The sequence below is a fragment of the Pseudomonas sp. BN411 genome (assembly GCF_029871235.1).
In the GTDB taxonomy this organism is placed as follows: Bacteria; Pseudomonadota; Gammaproteobacteria; order Pseudomonadales; family Pseudomonadaceae; genus Metapseudomonas.
Genome location: NZ_SSOM01000042.1, coordinates 68,843 through 85,244, shown reverse-complemented (window position 1 = coordinate 85,244; position 16,402 = coordinate 68,843). Strand labels below are relative to the sequence as shown.

At 62.6% G+C, this 16,402-nt stretch carries 16 protein-coding genes; 13 read left to right on the top strand and 3 right to left on the bottom strand.

The window, feature by feature from the left end:
- Positions 1 to 300 precede the first annotated feature (300 nt).
- Entirely contained in the window at positions 301 to 1,068 is a 768-nt protein-coding gene (locus E8F06_RS05615; protein WP_280365025.1) for an FCD domain-containing protein, read from the top strand.
- Between the two features lie 95 nt (positions 1,069 to 1,163).
- On the opposite strand, the gene smpB is transcribed toward E8F06_RS05615, so the two are convergent.
- Entirely contained in the window at positions 1,164 to 1,643 is a 480-nt protein-coding gene (gene smpB / locus E8F06_RS05610) for an SsrA-binding protein SmpB (RefSeq protein ID WP_028629989.1), read from the bottom strand.
- Positions 1,644 to 1,797: 154 nt separating this feature from the next.
- Here smpB and E8F06_RS05605 point away from each other — a divergent pair, with 154 nt between their 5' ends.
- Positions 1,798 to 2,232, top strand: coding sequence for a type II toxin-antitoxin system RatA family toxin (locus E8F06_RS05605; RefSeq protein WP_280365023.1), 435 nt, complete (start codon positions 1,798 to 1,800; stop codon positions 2,230 to 2,232).
- Entirely contained in the window at positions 2,225 to 2,539 is a 315-nt protein-coding gene (locus tag E8F06_RS05600) for an RnfH family protein (protein WP_280365020.1), read from the top strand. The genes E8F06_RS05605 and E8F06_RS05600 overlap by 8 nt, the downstream gene beginning before the upstream one ends.
- Positions 2,540 to 2,598: 59 nt before the next feature.
- Here the strand turns inward: E8F06_RS05600 and E8F06_RS05595 are convergent, their stop codons facing one another.
- Entirely contained in the window at positions 2,599 to 3,132 is a 534-nt protein-coding gene (locus E8F06_RS05595; RefSeq protein WP_280365018.1) for an outer membrane protein assembly factor BamE, read from the bottom strand.
- 99 nt (positions 3,133 to 3,231) lie between these two features.
- On the opposite strand from E8F06_RS05595, the gene fur reads away from it, so the two are divergent.
- Entirely contained in the window at positions 3,232 to 3,636 is a 405-nt protein-coding gene (fur, locus tag E8F06_RS05590) for a ferric iron uptake transcriptional regulator (RefSeq protein ID WP_120654496.1), read from the top strand.
- Positions 3,637 to 3,693: 57 nt separating this feature from the next.
- Here fur and recN read toward each other — a convergent pair whose 3' ends face one another.
- Positions 3,694 to 5,367, bottom strand: coding sequence for a DNA repair protein RecN (gene recN / locus E8F06_RS05585; RefSeq protein WP_280365016.1), 1,674 nt, complete (start codon positions 5,365 to 5,367; stop codon positions 3,694 to 3,696).
- Between the two features lie 155 nt (positions 5,368 to 5,522).
- Here recN and grpE point away from each other — a divergent pair, with 155 nt between their 5' ends.
- The 9 genes from grpE (at position 5,523) to E8F06_RS05540 (ending at position 16,391) form a co-directional block, all read left to right on the top strand.
- On the top strand, positions 5,523 to 6,092 hold the full coding sequence (gene grpE, locus E8F06_RS05580; RefSeq protein WP_280365013.1) for a nucleotide exchange factor GrpE: 570 nt from the start codon (positions 5,523 to 5,525) through the stop codon (positions 6,090 to 6,092).
- Between the two features lie 100 nt (positions 6,093 to 6,192).
- Positions 6,193 to 8,106, top strand: coding sequence for a molecular chaperone DnaK (gene dnaK / locus E8F06_RS05575; RefSeq protein ID WP_280365010.1), 1,914 nt, complete (start codon positions 6,193 to 6,195; stop codon positions 8,104 to 8,106).
- Between the two features lie 123 nt (positions 8,107 to 8,229).
- Positions 8,230 to 9,357: a molecular chaperone DnaJ gene (gene dnaJ, locus E8F06_RS05570; protein ID WP_280365008.1), complete on the top strand. Its 1,128-nt coding sequence runs from the start codon at positions 8,230 to 8,232 to the stop codon at positions 9,355 to 9,357.
- 81 nt (positions 9,358 to 9,438) lie between these two features.
- On the top strand, positions 9,439 to 10,242 hold the full coding sequence (gene dapB / locus E8F06_RS05565; protein ID WP_280365005.1) for a 4-hydroxy-tetrahydrodipicolinate reductase: 804 nt from the start codon (positions 9,439 to 9,441) through the stop codon (positions 10,240 to 10,242).
- A gap of 198 nt (positions 10,243 to 10,440) precedes the next feature.
- Positions 10,441 to 11,577: a glutamine-hydrolyzing carbamoyl-phosphate synthase small subunit gene (gene carA / locus E8F06_RS05560; RefSeq protein ID WP_280365002.1), complete on the top strand. Its 1,137-nt coding sequence runs from the start codon at positions 10,441 to 10,443 to the stop codon at positions 11,575 to 11,577.
- A gap of 25 nt (positions 11,578 to 11,602) precedes the next feature.
- Entirely contained in the window at positions 11,603 to 12,253 is a 651-nt protein-coding gene (gene leuE / locus E8F06_RS05555; protein WP_280365048.1) for a leucine efflux protein LeuE, read from the top strand.
- Between the two features lie 19 nt (positions 12,254 to 12,272).
- Complete coding sequence (carB, locus tag E8F06_RS05550) at positions 12,273 to 15,494, top strand: carbamoyl-phosphate synthase large subunit (protein ID WP_280364999.1); 3,222 nt, start codon at positions 12,273 to 12,275, stop codon at positions 15,492 to 15,494.
- A complete protein-coding gene (gene greA, locus E8F06_RS05545; protein WP_016494781.1) occupies positions 15,491 to 15,967 on the top strand; it encodes a transcription elongation factor GreA in 477 nt (158 codons plus the stop codon). Before carB ends, greA begins: the two co-directional genes overlap by 4 nt.
- Positions 15,945 to 16,391 carry a DUF4149 domain-containing protein gene (locus E8F06_RS05540; RefSeq protein ID WP_280364996.1) on the top strand — a complete coding sequence of 149 codons (447 nt, stop codon included), beginning with the start codon at positions 15,945 to 15,947 and terminating at the stop codon, positions 16,389 to 16,391. The genes greA and E8F06_RS05540 overlap by 23 nt, the downstream gene beginning before the upstream one ends.
- Positions 16,392 to 16,402 lie beyond the last annotated feature (11 nt).

Here is a 16,402-nt window from a genome sequence, read left to right as displayed (position 1 = left end):
TTGGAGTGCCTGTTTGCCGGATCGGGCGAAAACCGTTGCGCTCGTGGCGCGGCGGCAGGCGAAGACCGAGTCGGCGCTGCGTATCGCCTAAATTGGTAATACCAATTTACAAAAGCGATGGCTCAGAGTAAAAGCCGGACTATCCTTGTGTCAATTTGCCGCGTTGCGACTTTGGTCGAGCGGCAGATGGAAGGTGCGCTTCTTGTGCGTGGCTGGCGGGCTGGTTAGGCTGCCGCGTCGCGCCCCGCAGGCGCTGTGTTTGAAGGCCGCCCGAGGTGGCGTGAAAGGTTGGGTAGAGCAATGGGATTCGGTCAGATACGTCAGCGCCGCTTGTCGGACGATATCGTCAGTCAGCTCGAGGCGATGATCCTCGAGGGCACCTTGAAGGCCGGTGAGCGGCTTCCTGCCGAGCGTGCGTTGGCCGAGCAATTCGGCGTGTCGCGCCCTTCATTGCGTGAGGCGATCCAGAAGCTGGTGGCGCGGGGGCTGCTGGTCAGCCGGCAGGGCGGGGGCAACTATGTCGCGGCCGAATTGGGATCGACTTTCAGTGATCCGCTGCTGCAGCTGTTGGAGAGCAATCCCGAGGCCCAGCGCGATCTGCTGGAGTTCCGCCACACCCTGGAAGGTTCATGCGCCTACTACGCGGCGCAGCGGGCGACCGAGGTGGATCACGAGCGCCTGGCCGAGGCTTACGAGAACTTGCAGGCCTGCTACGCGTCGGACAGCAAGGCCAGTCGAGCGGAGGAGGGCGCGGCGGACGCGCGCTTCCATCTGGCGATCGCCGAGGCCAGCCATAACGCGGTGCTGCTGCACACCATTCGTGGCTTGTTCGACCTGCTCAAGCACAACGTGGTGACCAATATCGGTGGGATGTATCTGCAGCGTGGAGAAACCCGCGAGATGCTGACCAGGCAGCACCGTGCCCTTTACGAGGCGATCATCGAGCGGCGCGCAGAGGAGGCGCGGGAGATTTCCCATCAGCACATCCAGTACGTCCAGGAGGTGCTGGAAGAAGGTCAGCTGGAGGCGCAGCGGTTGGCGCGGTCGCAGCGGCGGCAGGGGCTCTGAGGCGAACGTTTAGCGGGCAGAGTTCGCTTTCATGGGGCAATGGCAGCTACAAACAAAAACGCCGGGCATTGCCCGGCGTTTCTTTGGGGTGGGGCTTATTCCTTGCCCTTGGTGCGCATGGCTCGCGCGATTTCGCGGTCGGAATCGCGTTCCTTCTCCGTGGCGCGCTTGTCGAATTCCTTCTTGCCCTTGGCCAGGGCGATCTCGCACTTGATCAGGTGTTTCTTCCAGTAGATGGACAGCGCTACGCACGCATAGCCCTTCTGCTGAACCGCCCCGAACAGCTTGCCCAGCTCGCGCTTGTGCAGGAGCAGTTTGCGGGTGCGCACCGGGTCCGCAATCACGTGGGTGCTCGCGGTCTTCAGTGGGGTGATGTGGCTGCCGAGCAGCCAGGCTTCGCCGTCCTTGAGCAGCACATAGCTGTCCACCAGCTGTGCTTTTCCGGCGCGCAGACTCTTCACTTCCCAGCCGGCGAGAGCCAGCCCGGCTTCGAATTTCTGTTCGATGGAATAGTCGTGCAGCGCCTTCTTGTTGAGGGCGATGGTGCCTTCCGGATGTTTCTTTTGCTTGGCCATAGGCGGCGCATTATAGGGAGTCGCAGACGGCGCGGCTACGGCGGCGTAGGCTTGAGCGATATTGGCGAATCTCCGACAATGCGGCACTTTTTTTGACCAGTCCGGCTCGGCGCATTTTCGCGCGAGGCAGTCCGGATACTTGTTCGAGGCCAAGATGACCACGCATATCCAGCGCTCCGCCCTGCTGCCATTTCCTGCGCAGGCGCTTTACGACCTGGTCAACGATGTCGCGCGCTACCCGGAGTTTCTGCCCTGGTGTGCGTCCGCCAAGGTGATGGAAGAGAGCGAGAGTCATATGCTCGCCAGTCTCGAAGTCGCCAAGGGCAGCCTCAGCCAGCGATTCGTTACCCGCAACCGGCTGGATAACGGCAAGACCATCGAGATGAACCTGGAGGAAGGTCCGTTCAGCCAGCTGCACGGCGTGTGGCATTTCAAGGCGCTGGGTGACAAGGCCTGCAAGATCAGCCTGGACCTGCGCTTCGACTACGCAGGCCCCATCGTCAAGGCCACCCTCGGACCGCTGTTCAACCAGGCTGCCAACACAATGGTCGATGCCTTCTGCCTGCGGGCGAAGGAACTCTATGGCTGAGGAGATGATTCGGGTCGAGGTGGTGTACGCCCTGGCTGACCGCCAGCAGTTGCTGCGCCTGAGTGTCCCTAGCGGCATCAATGCCCGTGATGCGGTTTTGCGTTCCGGGATGGATGCGCATTTCCCCGAGCTGGACCTCGCCGGTTGCCCGCTCGGAATCTTCGGCAAGTCGCTGCTCAAACCGGAAGAGCGGGTACTGGAGGAGGGGGATCGGGTGGAAATCTACCGGCCGCTGATTGCTGATCCGAAAGAGGTGCGCAAACAGCGTGCGGCGAAGGCTGCGCAGGCGCGCACTGGCGAGCGGTGAGTCTGAAAATCACCCAATAAAAAGCCCGGGACCAGCCCGGGCTTTTTTGTTGCCGCGTGTTATTGCGGCGAGGTTTCCAGCGGTTCCGGAATCGGTACCGGTACCGGTTCTGCACTGTCCACTTCCTTCTGGATCTTCTCCAGCAGGGAGCCCGGCGCTGCCGGCTCTTCGGCCTTGGGCTGCTCTTTCGGCTGCTCCGGTTTGGCTTCGGTGGTCGTGGTGGTGCTTTCGCCGCCGAGGATCGCTTCGTCACGGCTCACGCCGGGCATGAAGTCACCGGCCAGGCCGATCAGTTGTTCATTGCTGTCGAACATCAGGCTGACGCGTTCCTGGAGGCGTTGGCCGCCACCGGGCTGGATGCTGTAGAGGTAGTCCCAGCGATTGGCGTGGAAGGTGTCAGTGATCAGCGGGTTGCCCATGATAAACCGCACTTGACGTCGGGTCATTCCAGGCTTCAACTGGTCTATCATGTCTTGCGTTACGACGTTGCCCTGCTGGATGTCGATCTTGTAGACACCGGGAAACGAACAACCGGCGAGTGCGAGCAAGCCTGCGAAGGAGAGGCTGGTCAGCAGGAGCTTGGTGTTTTGCATCGGTGGGAGACTTCCACTATCTTGGCTGGGCATCAAAAGTCCCGATCATACCTGCATTAAGGGAAGCTGCGAAAGCTGCATTCCCCGAGAAAACCGACCATGGTTGAAAACAACGAACTGCGTAAAGCCGGCCTGAAGGTCACCTTGCCTCGGGTCAAGATCCTCCAGATGCTCGACTCCACCGAGCAACGCCACATGAGCGCGGAGGACGTTTACAAGGCCCTGATGGAAGCCGGCGAAGATGTCGGTCTGGCCACTGTCTACCGGGTCCTGACCCAGTTCGAAGCTGCGGGCCTGGTAGTGCGCCACAACTTCGATGGCGGCCACGCTGTGTTCGAACTGGCCGATAGCGGCCACCACGATCACATGGTGTGCGTCGATTCCGGTGAAGTGATCGAATTCTTCGATCCGGAAATCGAGAAGCGCCAGAAGGAAATCGTCAAGGAGCGCGGTTACGAACTGGTTGACCACAACCTGGTGCTCTACATCCGCAAGAAGAAGTAAGCGCTTCGCGCAAAAGAAAAGGCGACCTGTGGGTCGCCTTTTTCGTTTGGGGTCGGATCAGCCCTGGGCGCTGGTCACCATCTTCCTGGCGTGGGCCAGGGATTCCTCGGTGAGGTCGACGCCGCCCAGCATGCGTGCGATTTCCTCGATGCGTGGTGCTTCCTGCAGCTTGGCCACGGCGGTGCGGGTTTCCTGCGTGCCACGTTCCTTGTGCACGAAGAGATGGTGGTGACCCTGCGCGGCCACCTGGGGCAGGTGGGTGACGGTGAGTACCTGGCCACGTTGACCGAGGCGGCGCAGCAACTGGCCGACCACTTCGGCGGTGGGGCCGCCGATGCCCACGTCCACTTCGTCGAACACCAGCGTGGGAACGCGCGAGGTCTGGGCGGTGATCACCTGGATGGCCAGGCTGATGCGGGACAGCTCGCCGCCCGAAGCGACCTTGGCCAGTGCCTTGAGCGGCTGACCCGGGTTGGCGCTGACCAGGAATTCGACCTGTTCCAGGCCATTCTGCTGCGGTTCGTCGATCTGGCTGGCATGCAGCTGGATGCTGAATCGCCCACCGGGCATGCCCAGTCGCTGCATTTCGGTTTCTACCGAGCCTGCCAGGCGGTCAGACGCTTCGCCGCGCAGCCGGCTCAGCTCGGCAGCCTTTTCCCGGTAGTGGCGTTCATAGGCGGCCAGTTCCTCGGTCAAGCGCTCGACCGCTTCGTCATCGGCGTTGAGGGCTTCCAGTTCATCCAGTAGGTGCTGCTGCAGTTCCGCCAGCTCGTTTGGTTGCACCCGGTGCTTGCGCGCCAGGGTGTAGATGGTGTCGAGGCGCTCTTCGAGTGCCTGCTGGCGTTCGGGGTCGGCGTCGAAATGGTCGAGGAAGCGGTTCAGCTCGCCCATGGCTTCTTCGACCTGGATCTGCGCGCTGGAAAGCAGGTTGACCGCTTCAGCCAGCGCGCCGGGCTGGGTATGGAAAGCGGTCAGGCGGTTAAGGCTGGAGGTGAGTGCGCTGAGTACGTTGCCGGCATCGCTCTCGCTGCAGAAGTCGATCACCTGGCGGCAGGCGGCCAGCAGGCTTTCGGCGTTGGCCAGGTTCTTGTGTTCCTGTTCTAGCTGCTCCAGCTCGTTATCGCCGAGGGCAAGGTTCTCCAGCTCGTCCAGCTGGTAGCTGAGCAACTGGTGGCGGGCGCGTTGCTCGTCGCCAGCGCGGGAGAGGCGCTCCAGCTCCTGGCGGGTTTGCCGCCAGCGTTGTGCTGCTAGCTGGACTTGGCGAGCGAGGTCGCTGGCGCCGGCGAATTCGTCCAGGAGGCGGCGATGGGTGTCGGCCTTGAGCAGGGATTGGTGTTCGTGCTGGCTGTGGATGTCGATCAGCAGCTCGCCCAGGTTCTTGAGGTCGCCCTGGGGGCAGGGGCTGCCATTTATATAGGCGCGCGACCGGCCTTCGGCGGTGATGACGCGGCGCAGAATGCAGGGGCCGTCGTTGTCCAGGTCGCGCTCGGCCAGCCAGGCCCGGGCTTCGGGAATGTCGCTGATGTCGAAGCTGGCGAGGATGTCGGCCTTGTCGGCGCCGGGACGCACCACTCCACTGTCGGCGCGATCGCCCAGTGCGAGTCCGAGGGCGTCGAGCATGATCGATTTGCCGGCACCGGTTTCGCCGGTGATCACGGACATGCCGCCCTCGAGCTCCAGGTCCAGGTGCTCGACGATGGCGTAGTTATGGATCGACAGGTGTACCAGCATGGTGCGACTCCCGCGCTGAGATGGCTGGGTATTTATACAGTGTTTGTTTTCTGGCTGACAATCGTCCCTCCCCCTTGAAGCGACAAATTGCGACCCCATATAGGCGGACATATCAGCGGGTCTTTGCCCGCAGCTGTCTTTATGAGGAGGAAGGCATGGCCGACGAACAGACCCTGGAAAACCAGACCCCCGAAGCGAATTCCGCTGCCGAAACCGCATCCGGTGAAGATCTCGCCGCTCGCGTACAGGTGCTGGAAGAGCAACTGGCCGCGGCCCAGGATCAGTCGCTGCGCGTTGCCGCCGAGCTGCAGAACATCCGCCGCCGCGCCGAGCAGGATGTGGAGAAGGCGCACAAGTTCGCTCTGGAAAAATTCGCCAACGACCTACTGCCGGTGGTCGATAGCCTGGAGCGCGGCCTGGAACTGTCCAGCGCTACCGACGAGACCATCAAGCCGGTGCGCGAGGGCATGGAACTGACTCTCAAGTTGTTCCACGACACCCTCAAGCGTTATCAGCTGGAAGCCGTTGATCCGCATGGCGCGCCCTTCAATCCCGAGCACCACCAGGCCATGGCCATGGAAGAAAGCACCCATGTCGAGCCGGGCAGCGTGCTGAAGGTGTTCCAGAAGGGCTACCTGCTCAACGGTCGTCTGCTGCGCCCCGCCATGGTGGTGGTCAGCAAGGCGCCGAGCGCCACTCCGCCGTCGATTGACGAGCAGGCTTGAAATCCGGCCTCGGGCCCCCATCTGTTAGTTCAAGCGTTTATGTGCTGCCGCGGCCCGTGAAGCGAGGCCGCGGAGAATTCAAAGTTTCGGGAGAGAGAATATGGGCAAAATCATTGGTATCGACCTGGGGACCACCAACTCTTGCGTGGCCATCCTGGAAAACGGCAACGTCAAGGTGATCGAGAACGCCGAAGGCGCTCGCACCACGCCGTCCATCATCGCCTACACCAACGACGGTGAGACCCTGGTCGGCCAGTCCGCCAAGCGTCAGGCGGTCACCAACCCGCAGAACACCCTGTACGCCGTAAAGCGCCTGATCGGTCGCCGCTTCGAAGAAGACGTCGTGCAGAAAGACATCAAGATGGTTCCCTACAAGATCGCCAAGGCCGACAACGGTGACGCCTGGGTGGAAGTGAAGGGCCAGAAGATGGCGCCGCCGCAAATCTCCGCGGAAGTGCTGAAGAAGATGAAGAAGACCGCCGAAGACTACCTCGGCGAGCCGGTAACCGAAGCGGTGATCACCGTTCCGGCCTACTTCAACGACAGCCAGCGCCAGGCTACCAAGGACGCCGGCCGCATCGCCGGTCTGGACGTCAAGCGCATCATCAACGAGCCGACCGCGGCTGCGCTGGCCTACGGCATGGACAAGGCCAAGGGCGACCACACCGTCATCGTGTATGACCTGGGCGGCGGTACCTTCGACGTGTCGGTGATCGAGATCGCCGAAGTCGACGGTGAGCACCAGTTCGAAGTACTGGCCACCAACGGTGACACCTTCCTGGGTGGTGAAGACTTCGACCTGCGTCTGATCGACTACCTCGTTGACGAGTTCAAGAAAGAGTCCGGCATGGACCTGAAGGGCGACCCCCTGGCCATGCAGCGCCTGAAGGAAGCCGCCGAGAAGGCCAAGATCGAGCTGTCCTCCGCTCAGCAGACCGACGTCAACCTGCCGTACATCACTGCAGACCAGACTGGTCCGAAACACCTGAACGTGAAGATTTCCCGCGCCAAGCTGGAAGCCCTGGTGGAAGACCTGGTCGCTCGTACCATCGAGCCTTGCCGCATCGCCCTGAAGGACGCCGGCCTGGACGTATCCGACATCCAGGAAGTGATCCTGGTTGGTGGTCAGACCCGCATGCCGCTGGTGCAGAAGCAGGTCGCTGACTTCTTCGGCAAGGAGCCGCGCAAGGACGTGAACCCGGACGAAGCCGTCGCTATCGGTGCTGCCATCCAGGGCGCCGTACTCGCCGGTGACGTGAAGGACGTTCTGCTGCTCGACGTTTCCCCGCTGACCCTCGGCATCGAAACCCTGGGTGGCGTGATGACCGCGCTGATCGAGAAGAACACCACCATCCCGACCAAGAAGTCGCAGGTGTTCTCTACCGCTGACGACAACCAGTCCGCCGTGACCATTCACGTGCTGCAGGGTGAGCGCAAGCAGGCTGCCCAGAACAAGTCCCTGGGCAAGTTCGACCTGGCCGAGATTCCGCCGGCTCCGCGTGGCGTACCGCAGATCGAAGTGACTTTCGACATCGATGCCAACGGCATCCTGCACGTCGGCGCGAAGGACAAGGCCACCGGCAAGCAGCAGTCCATCGTGATCAAGGCCAACTCCGGCCTGTCCGAGGAAGAGATCCAGCAGATGGTGCGTGATGCCGAGGCCAACGCCGAGGAAGACCGCAAGTTCGAAGAGCTGGCGGCTGCCCGTAACCAGGGAGACGCGCTGGTCCACGCTACTCGCAAGATGATCACCGAGGCTGGCGACAAGGCCACCGCCGAGGAGAAGGCGGCCATCGAGAAGGTGCTGGGCGAGCTGGAAGTAGCCGTGAAGGGCGACGACAAGGCCGAGATCGAAGCCAAGATGAACGCCCTGTCCCAGGCTTCCGCTCCGCTGGCGCAGAAGATGTACGCCGATCAGGCTCAGGCTGGTGAGCAGCCGCAGGCCTCCAATGCGGACAAGGCTGGCGACGATGCCGTCGACGCTGAGTTCGAAGAGGTCAAGGAAAACAAGTAAGTGTCACGCTTGCTTCCGTCCCGGCGTGCGGGGCTAGACGCCCCGTACGCCTGATCCGCCACGCGGGAGCTTGCTCCCGCGTTGGCGTGTCTGGGGCTGGTGAATTCGAGAGTGCAGGAAACTATGGCTAAACGTGACTTTTACGAAATCCTCGGTGTCGAGCGCGGCGCCAGCGAGGCTGAGCTGAAGAAGGCTTATCGCCGGCTGGCGATGAAGCACCACCCGGACCGTAATCCGGGGGACAAGGAGTCCGAAGAGAAATTCAAAGAGGCCAACGAGGCCTACGAGATCCTGTCCGACGCCAGCAAGCGCGCGGCATACGATCAGTACGGCCACGCCGGCGTCGATCCGCAGATGGGTGCGGGCGCTGGAGCCGGCTTCGGTGGCGCCAGCTTCTCCGACATTTTCGGCGACGTGTTCAGCGATTTCTTTGGTGGTCAGCGTGGCGGCCAGCGCGGCGGCCCGCAGCGCGGCAGCGACCTGCGCTACACCCTTGAGCTGGACCTCGAAGAAGCCGTGCGTGGCACTACCGTGACCATCCGCGTGCCGACCCTGGTCAATTGCAAGACCTGCGAAGGCTCGGGCGCCAAGAAGGGCACCAGCCCGGTCACCTGTACCACCTGCGGTGGTATCGGCCAGGTGCGCATGCAGCAGGGCTTCTTCTCGGTGCAGCAGACCTGCCCGCGCTGCCACGGCAGCGGCAAGATGATCAGCGATCCGTGCGGCAGCTGCCATGGCCAGGGCCGTGTGGAAGAGCACAAGACCCTGTCGGTGAAGGTACCGGCCGGCGTCGATACCGGCGACCGTATCCGCCTCTCCGGCGAAGGCGAAGCGGGTGCCTTGGGTGGTCCGTCCGGTGACCTCTACGTGGTGGTCAATGTGCGCGAGCACCCGATCTTCCAGCGCGATGGCAAGCACCTCTATTGCGAAGTGCCGATCAGCTTCGCGGACGCCGCCCTGGGTGGCGAGCTGGAAGTGCCGACCCTGGACGGCCGGGTCAAGCTGAAGATTCCAGAAGCGACCCAGACCGGCAAGCTCTTCCGCCTGCGCGGCAAGGGCGTAGCCCCGGTACGTGGCGGTGGTGCGGGTGACCTGATGTGCCGCGTGGTGGTGGAAACCCCGGTCAATCTGGACAAGCGCCAGCGCGAGCTGCTCGACGAGTTCCGCAAGACGCTGCAGAACGATGGCTCCCATTCGCCCAAGGCCAGCAGCTGGTTCGAGGGCATGAAGCGCTTCTTCGGCGATCTCTAACGACGAGCTGGATGCCGCTGCCGGGCTATTTCCGTTCCGGTGCCGGTGTCCAGCTCCAGGCTTCCAGCTTGGAGCTTTTTTATGCGACGTATTGCTGTGATGGGCGCCGCCGGGCGCATGGGCAAGAACCTGATCGAGGCAGTGCAGCAGGCGCAGGGCGCCGGGCTGACCGCTGCCATCGATCGTCCGGACAGCACCCTGGTTGGCGCCGATGCCGGTGAGCTGGCAGCGCTTGGCCGCATTGGCGTGCCACTGTCGGGTGATCTGGTGAAGGTGGTCGACGAGTTCGACGTGCTGATTGACTTCACTCATCCCTCGGTGACCCTGAAGAACCTGGAAGTCTGCCGTCAGTCCGGCAGGGCCATGGTGATCGGCACCACCGGATTCTCCGCCGAAGAGAAGGCTCTGCTGGCGGCTGCCGCCAAAGAGATCCCGATCGTTTTCGCGGCTAACTTCAGCGTCGGCGTGAACCTTTGCCTCAAGCTGCTGGATACCGCCGCCCGCGTGCTGGGCGACGAGGTGGACATCGAGATCATCGAGGCCCACCACCGCCACAAGGTGGACGCGCCGTCCGGTACTGCGCTGCGCATGGGTGAAGTCGTGGCTGACGCGCTGGGTCGCGACCTGTCCAAAGTCGCTGTCTACGGTCGTGAAGGCCAGACCGGCGCCCGCGCCCGTGAAACCATCGGCTTCGCCACTGTACGCGCCGGCGACGTGGTGGGTGATCACACCGTGCTGTTCGCCGCCGATGGTGAGCGCGTGGAAATCACCCACAAGGCCTCCAGCCGCATGACCTTCGCCCGTGGCGCTGTGCGTGCAGCGCTCTGGCTGGATGGTCAGGAAGCGGGCCTGTACGACATGCAGGATGTGCTCGGTCTGCGCTGATGCGTGATCGCCGGTCTGCCAAATGGGATGTCTTTCCGGTGGACCGAAATGACGCATTCCTGTAAACTGCAGCTTTAGTGTGTCCACTAAAAGTTACGCAGAAATGGCTCAGATAAGAAAGCGGGGTGACGGTAACAACGTCATCCCGCTTTTTTACAACCTGCGTTTGCTTCAGCCTTAGATCTACGGGAGGTCTTCTTGACTAAGCCAGCCATACTCGCGCTTGCCGACGGCAGCATTTTTCGCGGCGAAGCCATTGGGGCCGATGGCCATACCATCGGCGAGGTAGTGTTCAACACTGCCATGACCGGCTATCAGGAAATCCTTACCGATCCTTCCTATGCCCAGCAAATCGTTACCCTTACCTATCCGCACATCGGCAACACCGGCACCACGCCGGAAGACGCCGAGTCCAACCGCGTATGGGCAGCCGGCCTGATCATTCGTGACCTGCCGCTGCTGGCGTGCAACTGGCGTAACAAGCAGTCGCTGCCGGATTACCTGAAAGAGCACGGCACCGTCGCCATCGCCGGTATCGATACCCGCCGCCTGACCCGCATCCTGCGTGAAAAGGGTTCCCAGAACGGCTGCATCCTGGCTGGCGACGACGCCACCGAGGAAAAAGCCCTCGAACTGGCTCGCAGCTTCCCTGGCCTGAAGGGCATGGACCTGGCCAAGGTCGTGTCCTCCACCGAGAAGTACGAGTGGCGTTCCGGCGTGTGGAGCCTGGAAACCGACAGCCATCCGGAAATCCCGGCTGCCGATCTGCCGTACCACGTGGTTGCTTATGACTTCGGCGTGAAGCTGAACATCCTGCGCATGCTGGTTGCCCGCGGCTGCCGCCTGACCGTGGTGCCGGCGCAGACTCCGGCCAGCGAAGTGCTTGCCCTGAACCCGGACGGCATCTTCCTCTCCAACGGCCCTGGCGACCCCGAGCCGTGCGACTACGCCATCCAGGCGATCCGTGAGTTCCTCGACACCGAGATTCCGGTATTCGGCATCTGCCTCGGCCACCAACTGCTGGCTCTGGCCTCCGGTGCCAAGACCGTGAAGATGGGTCATGGCCACCATGGCGCCAACCACCCGGTGCAGGACCTGGATTCCGGCGTGGTGATGATCACCAGTCAGAACCACGGTTTCGCCGTGGACGAGTCGACCCTGCCGGCCAACCTGCGCGCGACCCACAAGTCGCTGTTCGACGGCACCCTGCAGGGCATCGAGCGTACCGACAAGGTGGCCTTCAGCTTCCAGGGTCACCCGGAAGCCAGCCCAGGTCCGCACGACGTGGCTCCGCTGTTCGACCGCTTCATCGCGGCGATGGCCGAGCGCCGCTGAGATCGCGGAAGGGCTTGCGAAGATGATGCCGACCCTCGGGATCACCGACCTCTGGACCTACGTCCTGGGTACGCTGTTCATCGTCCTGCTGCCGGGGCCGAACTCGCTGTTCGTGCTCGCCACCGCCGCCCAGCGCGGCGTGGGCGCCGGCTACCGGGCGGCCAGCGCGGTGTTCCTTGGCGATGCGATCCTGATGCTGCTGTCGGCATTGGGGATCGCCTCGCTGCTCAAGGCCGAACCCATGCTGTTCCTCGGCCTGAAGTATGTCGGCGCCGCCTACCTGTTCTATCTGGGTATCGGCATGCTCCGGGGTGGTTGGCAGAAGTTGCGCCAACCGGTCGAGCAGGCCATCCCGGCACAGGAGCTGGACGTCAATCAGCCGTTCCGCAAGGCGCTGCTGCTGAGCCTGTCCAACCCCAAGGCGATCCTCTTCTTCGTGTCCTTCTTCATCCAGTTCGTCGACCCGGGATACGCCTACCCCGGCCTGTCGTTCCTGGTGCTGGGCGCGATCCTCGAAGTCATCAGCGCCCTTTACCTGAGTTTCCTGATTTTTTCCGGTGTACGCCTGGCGGCCTGGTTCCGCCGGCGGCAACGGCTGGCTGCCGGCGCTTCCAGCGGCGTCGGCGCCCTGTTCGTCGGCTTTGGCGTGAAGCTGGCCACCGCAACCCTGTCCTGATTATTGCAACGAGAGTCCCATGCCCAAGCGTACAGACATCAAGAGCATCCTGATCCTCGGTGCCGGCCCCATCGTCATTGGCCAGGCCTGCGAGTTCGACTACTCCGGCGCCCAGGCTTGCAAAGCCCTGAAGGAAGAAGGCTTCCGCGTCATTCTGGTGAACTCCAACCCGGCCACCATCATGACCGACCCGGCCATGGCCGACGCCACCTACATCGAGCCGATCAAGTGGGCGACCGTCGCCAAGATCATCGAGAAGGAGCGCCCCGACGCCCTGCTGCCCACCATGGGTGGCCAGACCGCGCTGAACTGCGCCCTCGACCTGGAACGCCACGGCGTACTGGCCAAGTTCGGTGTGGAAATGATCGGCGCCAACGCCGACACCATCGACAAGGCTGAAGACCGCTCGCGCTTCGACAAGGCCATGAAGTCCATCGGCCTGGCATGCCCGCGCTCCGGCATCGCCCACACCATGGAAGAGTCTTACGGCGTCCTGGAAAAGGTCGGCTTCCCCTGCATCATCCGTCCGTCCTTCACCATGGGCGGCACCGGTGGCGGCATCGCCTACAACCGCGAAGAGTTCGAAGAAATCTGCGCCCGCGGCCTGGACCTGTCGCCGACCAACGAGCTTCTGATCGACGAATCCCTGATCGGCTGGAAGGAATACGAGATGGAGGTTGTCCGCGACAAGAAGGACAACTGCATCATCGTCTGCTCCATCGAGAACTTCGACCCGATGGGCGTGCACACTGGTGACTCCATCACCGTCGCTCCGGCACAGACCCTGACCGACAAGGAATACCAGATCATGCGCAACGCCTCCCTGGCGGTGCTGCGTGAGATCGGCGTGGAAACCGGCGGTTCCAACGTGCAGTTCGGCATCTGCCCGAACACTGGCCGCATGGTCGTGATCGAGATGAACCCGCGCGTATCGCGTTCCTCGGCCCTGGCCTCCAAGGCTACTGGCTTCCCGATCGCCAAGATCGCTGCCAAGCTGGCCGTCGGCTACACCCTCGATGAGCTGCAGAACGACATCACCGGCGGTCGCACCCCGGCGTCCTTCGAGCCGGCCATCGACTACGTGGTGACCAAGGTTCCGCGCTTCGCCTTCGAGAAATTCCCGAAAGCTGACGCCCGCCTGACCACCCAGATGAAATCCGTGGGTGAAGTGATGGCCATCGGTCGTACCTTCCAGGAGTCGGTGCAGAAAGCCCTGCGCGGCCTGGAAGTGGGCGTTGCCGGCTTCGATCCCAAGCTGGACCTGAACGACCCGGAAGCCGAAGGCATCCTGAAGCGCGAGCTGACCGTTCCGGGCGCCGAGCGTATCTGGTACGTGGCTGATGCCTTCCGCGCTGGCAAGAGCATCGAAGAAGTCTTCGACCTGACTCGCATCGACGAGTGGTTCCTGGTGCAGATCGAGGACCTCATCAAGGATGAGGAGAAGGTCAAGACCCTCGGCCTGTCCGGCATCGACGCCGACCTGATGCGCAAGCTCAAGCGCAAGGGCTTCTCCGATTCCCGCCTGGCCAAGCTCCTCGGCGTTACCGAGAAAAATCTGCGCAGCCATCGCCACAAGCTAAAGGTCCTGCCGGTCTTCAAGCGCGTGGACACCTGCGCCGCCGAATTCGCCACCGACACCGCCTACATGTACTCGACCTACGAGGAAGAGTGCGAGGCCAACCCGTCGTCCCGCGACAAGATCATGATCCTCGGCGGTGGCCCAAACCGTATCGGCCAGGGCATCGAGTTCGACTACTGCTGCGTACACGCCGCGCTGGCCATGCGTGAAGACGGTTACGAGACCATCATGGTCAACTGCAACCCGGAAACCGTCTCCACCGACTACGACACGTCCGACCGTCTGTACTTCGAGCCGGTGACCCTGGAAGACGTGCTGGAAATCGTCCGCGTCGAGCAGCCCAAGGGCGTCATCGTCCAGTACGGCGGCCAGACTCCGCTGAAACTCTGCCGCGCCCTGGAAGAGGCCGGTGTACCGATCATCGGCACCAGCCCTGACGCCATCGACCGCGCAGAAGACCGCGAGCGCTTCCAGCAGATGGTCCAGCGCCTGAACCTGCGCCAGCCGGCCAACGCCACCGCGCGCAGCGAAGACGAAGCCCTGGCCCTGTCGAAGAACATCGGTTACCCGATGGTGGTGCGCCCGTCCTACGTACTGGGCGGCCGCGCGATGGAAATCGTCTACCAGGAAGAAGAGCTCAAGCGCTACATGCGCGAGGCCGTGAAGGTTTCCAACGACAGCCCGGTGCTGCTGGACCGCTTCCTGAACTGCGCCATCGAAGTCGACATCGATGCAGTCTGCGACGGCGAAACCGTCGTGATCGGCGCGATCATGCAGCACATCGAACAGGCTGGCGTGCACTCCGGTGACTCCGCCTGCTCGCTGCCGCCGTACTCGCTGCCGCAGCACATCCAGGACGAGATCCGTGACCAGGTCAAGAAGATGGCCCTGGAACTCGGCGTGGTCGGCCTGATGAACGTCCAGATGGCCGTTCAGGGCGAAGACATCTACGTGATCGAGGTGAACCCGCGCGCGTCCCGTACCGTGCCGTTCGTCTCCAAGTGCATTGGCGAATCCCTGGCCAAGGTTGCTGCCCGCGTGATGGCTGGCAAGAGCCTCAAGGAAATCGACTTCACCAAGGAAATCATTCCGCCGTTCTTCAGCGTCAAGGAGGCGGTTTTCCCGTTCGCCAAGTTCCCGGGCGTCGACCCGATCCTCGGCCCGGAAATGAAGTCCACCGGTGAAGTGATGGGCGTCGGCGACACCTTCGGCGAAGCCTTCGCCAAGGCGCAGTTGGGTGCCAGCGAGATTCTGCCGAACTCGGGTTGTGCATTCATCAGCGTGCGCGAAGATGACAAGCCGGAAGCCGTTCAGGTCGCACGTGATCTGGTCGCGCTGGGCTTCGAAGTCGTTGCCACTGCCGGTACCGCCAAGGTGATCGAGGCCGCTGGTCTGCCGGTACGCCGCGTGAACAAGGTGACTGAAGGTCGTCCGCATGTCGTTGACATGATCAAGAACGATGAGGTCACCCTGATCATCAACACCACCGAGGGGCGTCAGTCGATTGCTGACTCCTACTCGATTCGTCGTAACGCCCTGCAGCACAAGATCTACTGCACCACCACCATCGCGGCTGGTCAGGCGGTCTGTGAAGCGCTCAAATTCGGTCCCGAGAAGACCGTGCGCCGCTTGCAGGATCTCCATGCAGGAATCAAGGCATGAATAAGTACCCCATGACTGTCCAGGGCGCTCGCGCCCTGGAAGAGGAGCTGGCTCATCTGACCAAAGTGATGCGCCCGCAACTGAGTCAGGCCATCGGCGAAGCGCGTGAGCTGGGCGATCTCAAGGAAAACGCTGAGTACCATGCGGCGCGCGAGCAACAGGGCATGGTCGAGGCGCGTATCCGTGATATTGAAGGCCGCCTTCAGAATTCGGTGGTCATCGATGTCACCAGCATCGCCCATACCGGCAAGGTGATTTTCGGCACCACGGTGGATATTGCCAACGTCGAAACCGACGAAGCCGTTACCTACCAGATCGTTGGCGACGACGAAGCCGACATCAAGAAAGGCAAACTGTCGGTCAGCTCTCCCATCGCCCGTGCCCTGGTGGGCAAGGAAGAAGGGGACGTGGTGACCGTCAAGACTCCGAGCGGTATCGTCGAGTACGAGATTGTCGAAGTCCGCCACGTCTAAGCGTTCACCCTTTCGGGCCGCCGCCATCGCTTGGCAGCTGGCCCAGACCTTCTGGGTTGGCGGCCTCTGGCTGCTGCACTTCGTCATGCTGCCAGCGCTGGGCCGTATAGGTCTGGCGCCGATGCTGGTGGAGGAGGTGGCTTCCAGCCTCCGGCCGTTGATGGTTGCCTTTGCCGGCTTCTGTGCGCTGCTCCAGGCCCTGCTGCTGATCCAGCATGCGGGGCTTGCACGTCTCTGGCGTGATGCGCGCGCGCAGCTACTGGCCGCTGTGATCGGCCTGGTAGTGGTGTTCCTGCTGGTTCGCTTCTGGATGCCGGAGGCGTTGTACTGGCTGAACTTCAGCTATCTGTTGCTGGCCTTCTGCGGCCTGCTGCTGGTTATTCAGCCCTTGCCGGCGAAGCTGGCGGAGGGCCGGGCGCGCTGAGCGCGCGCCCT

What these genes read in the sequence shown, in the direction of transcription:
- fur (WP_120654496.1), top strand. Translation starts at nt 3,232, where the DNA reads ATGGTTGAAAACAACGAACTGCGTAAAGCCGGCCTGAAGGTCACCTTG.
- E8F06_RS05600 (WP_280365020.1), top strand. Translation starts at nt 2,225, where the DNA reads ATGGCTGAGGAGATGATTCGGGTCGAGGTGGTGTACGCCCTGGCTGAC.
- dapB (WP_280365005.1), top strand. Translation starts at nt 9,439, where the DNA reads ATGCGACGTATTGCTGTGATGGGCGCCGCCGGGCGCATGGGCAAGAAC.
- dnaK (WP_280365010.1), top strand. Translation starts at nt 6,193, where the DNA reads ATGGGCAAAATCATTGGTATCGACCTGGGGACCACCAACTCTTGCGTG.
- leuE (WP_280365048.1), top strand. Translation starts at nt 11,603, where the DNA reads ATGCCGACCCTCGGGATCACCGACCTCTGGACCTACGTCCTGGGTACG.
- smpB (WP_028629989.1), bottom strand. Translation starts at nt 1,643, where the DNA reads ATGGCCAAGCAAAAGAAACATCCGGAAGGCACCATCGCCCTCAACAAG.
- E8F06_RS05605 (WP_280365023.1), top strand. Translation starts at nt 1,798, where the DNA reads ATGACCACGCATATCCAGCGCTCCGCCCTGCTGCCATTTCCTGCGCAG.
- E8F06_RS05615 (WP_280365025.1), top strand. Translation starts at nt 301, where the DNA reads ATGGGATTCGGTCAGATACGTCAGCGCCGCTTGTCGGACGATATCGTC.
- greA (WP_016494781.1), top strand. Translation starts at nt 15,491, where the DNA reads ATGAATAAGTACCCCATGACTGTCCAGGGCGCTCGCGCCCTGGAAGAG.
- E8F06_RS05595 (WP_280365018.1), bottom strand. Translation starts at nt 3,132, where the DNA reads ATGCAAAACACCAAGCTCCTGCTGACCAGCCTCTCCTTCGCAGGCTTG.
- recN (WP_280365016.1), bottom strand. Translation starts at nt 5,367, where the DNA reads ATGCTGGTACACCTGTCGATCCATAACTACGCCATCGTCGAGCACCTG.
- grpE (WP_280365013.1), top strand. Translation starts at nt 5,523, where the DNA reads ATGGCCGACGAACAGACCCTGGAAAACCAGACCCCCGAAGCGAATTCC.
- dnaJ (WP_280365008.1), top strand. Translation starts at nt 8,230, where the DNA reads ATGGCTAAACGTGACTTTTACGAAATCCTCGGTGTCGAGCGCGGCGCC.
- carB (WP_280364999.1), top strand. Translation starts at nt 12,273, where the DNA reads ATGCCCAAGCGTACAGACATCAAGAGCATCCTGATCCTCGGTGCCGGC.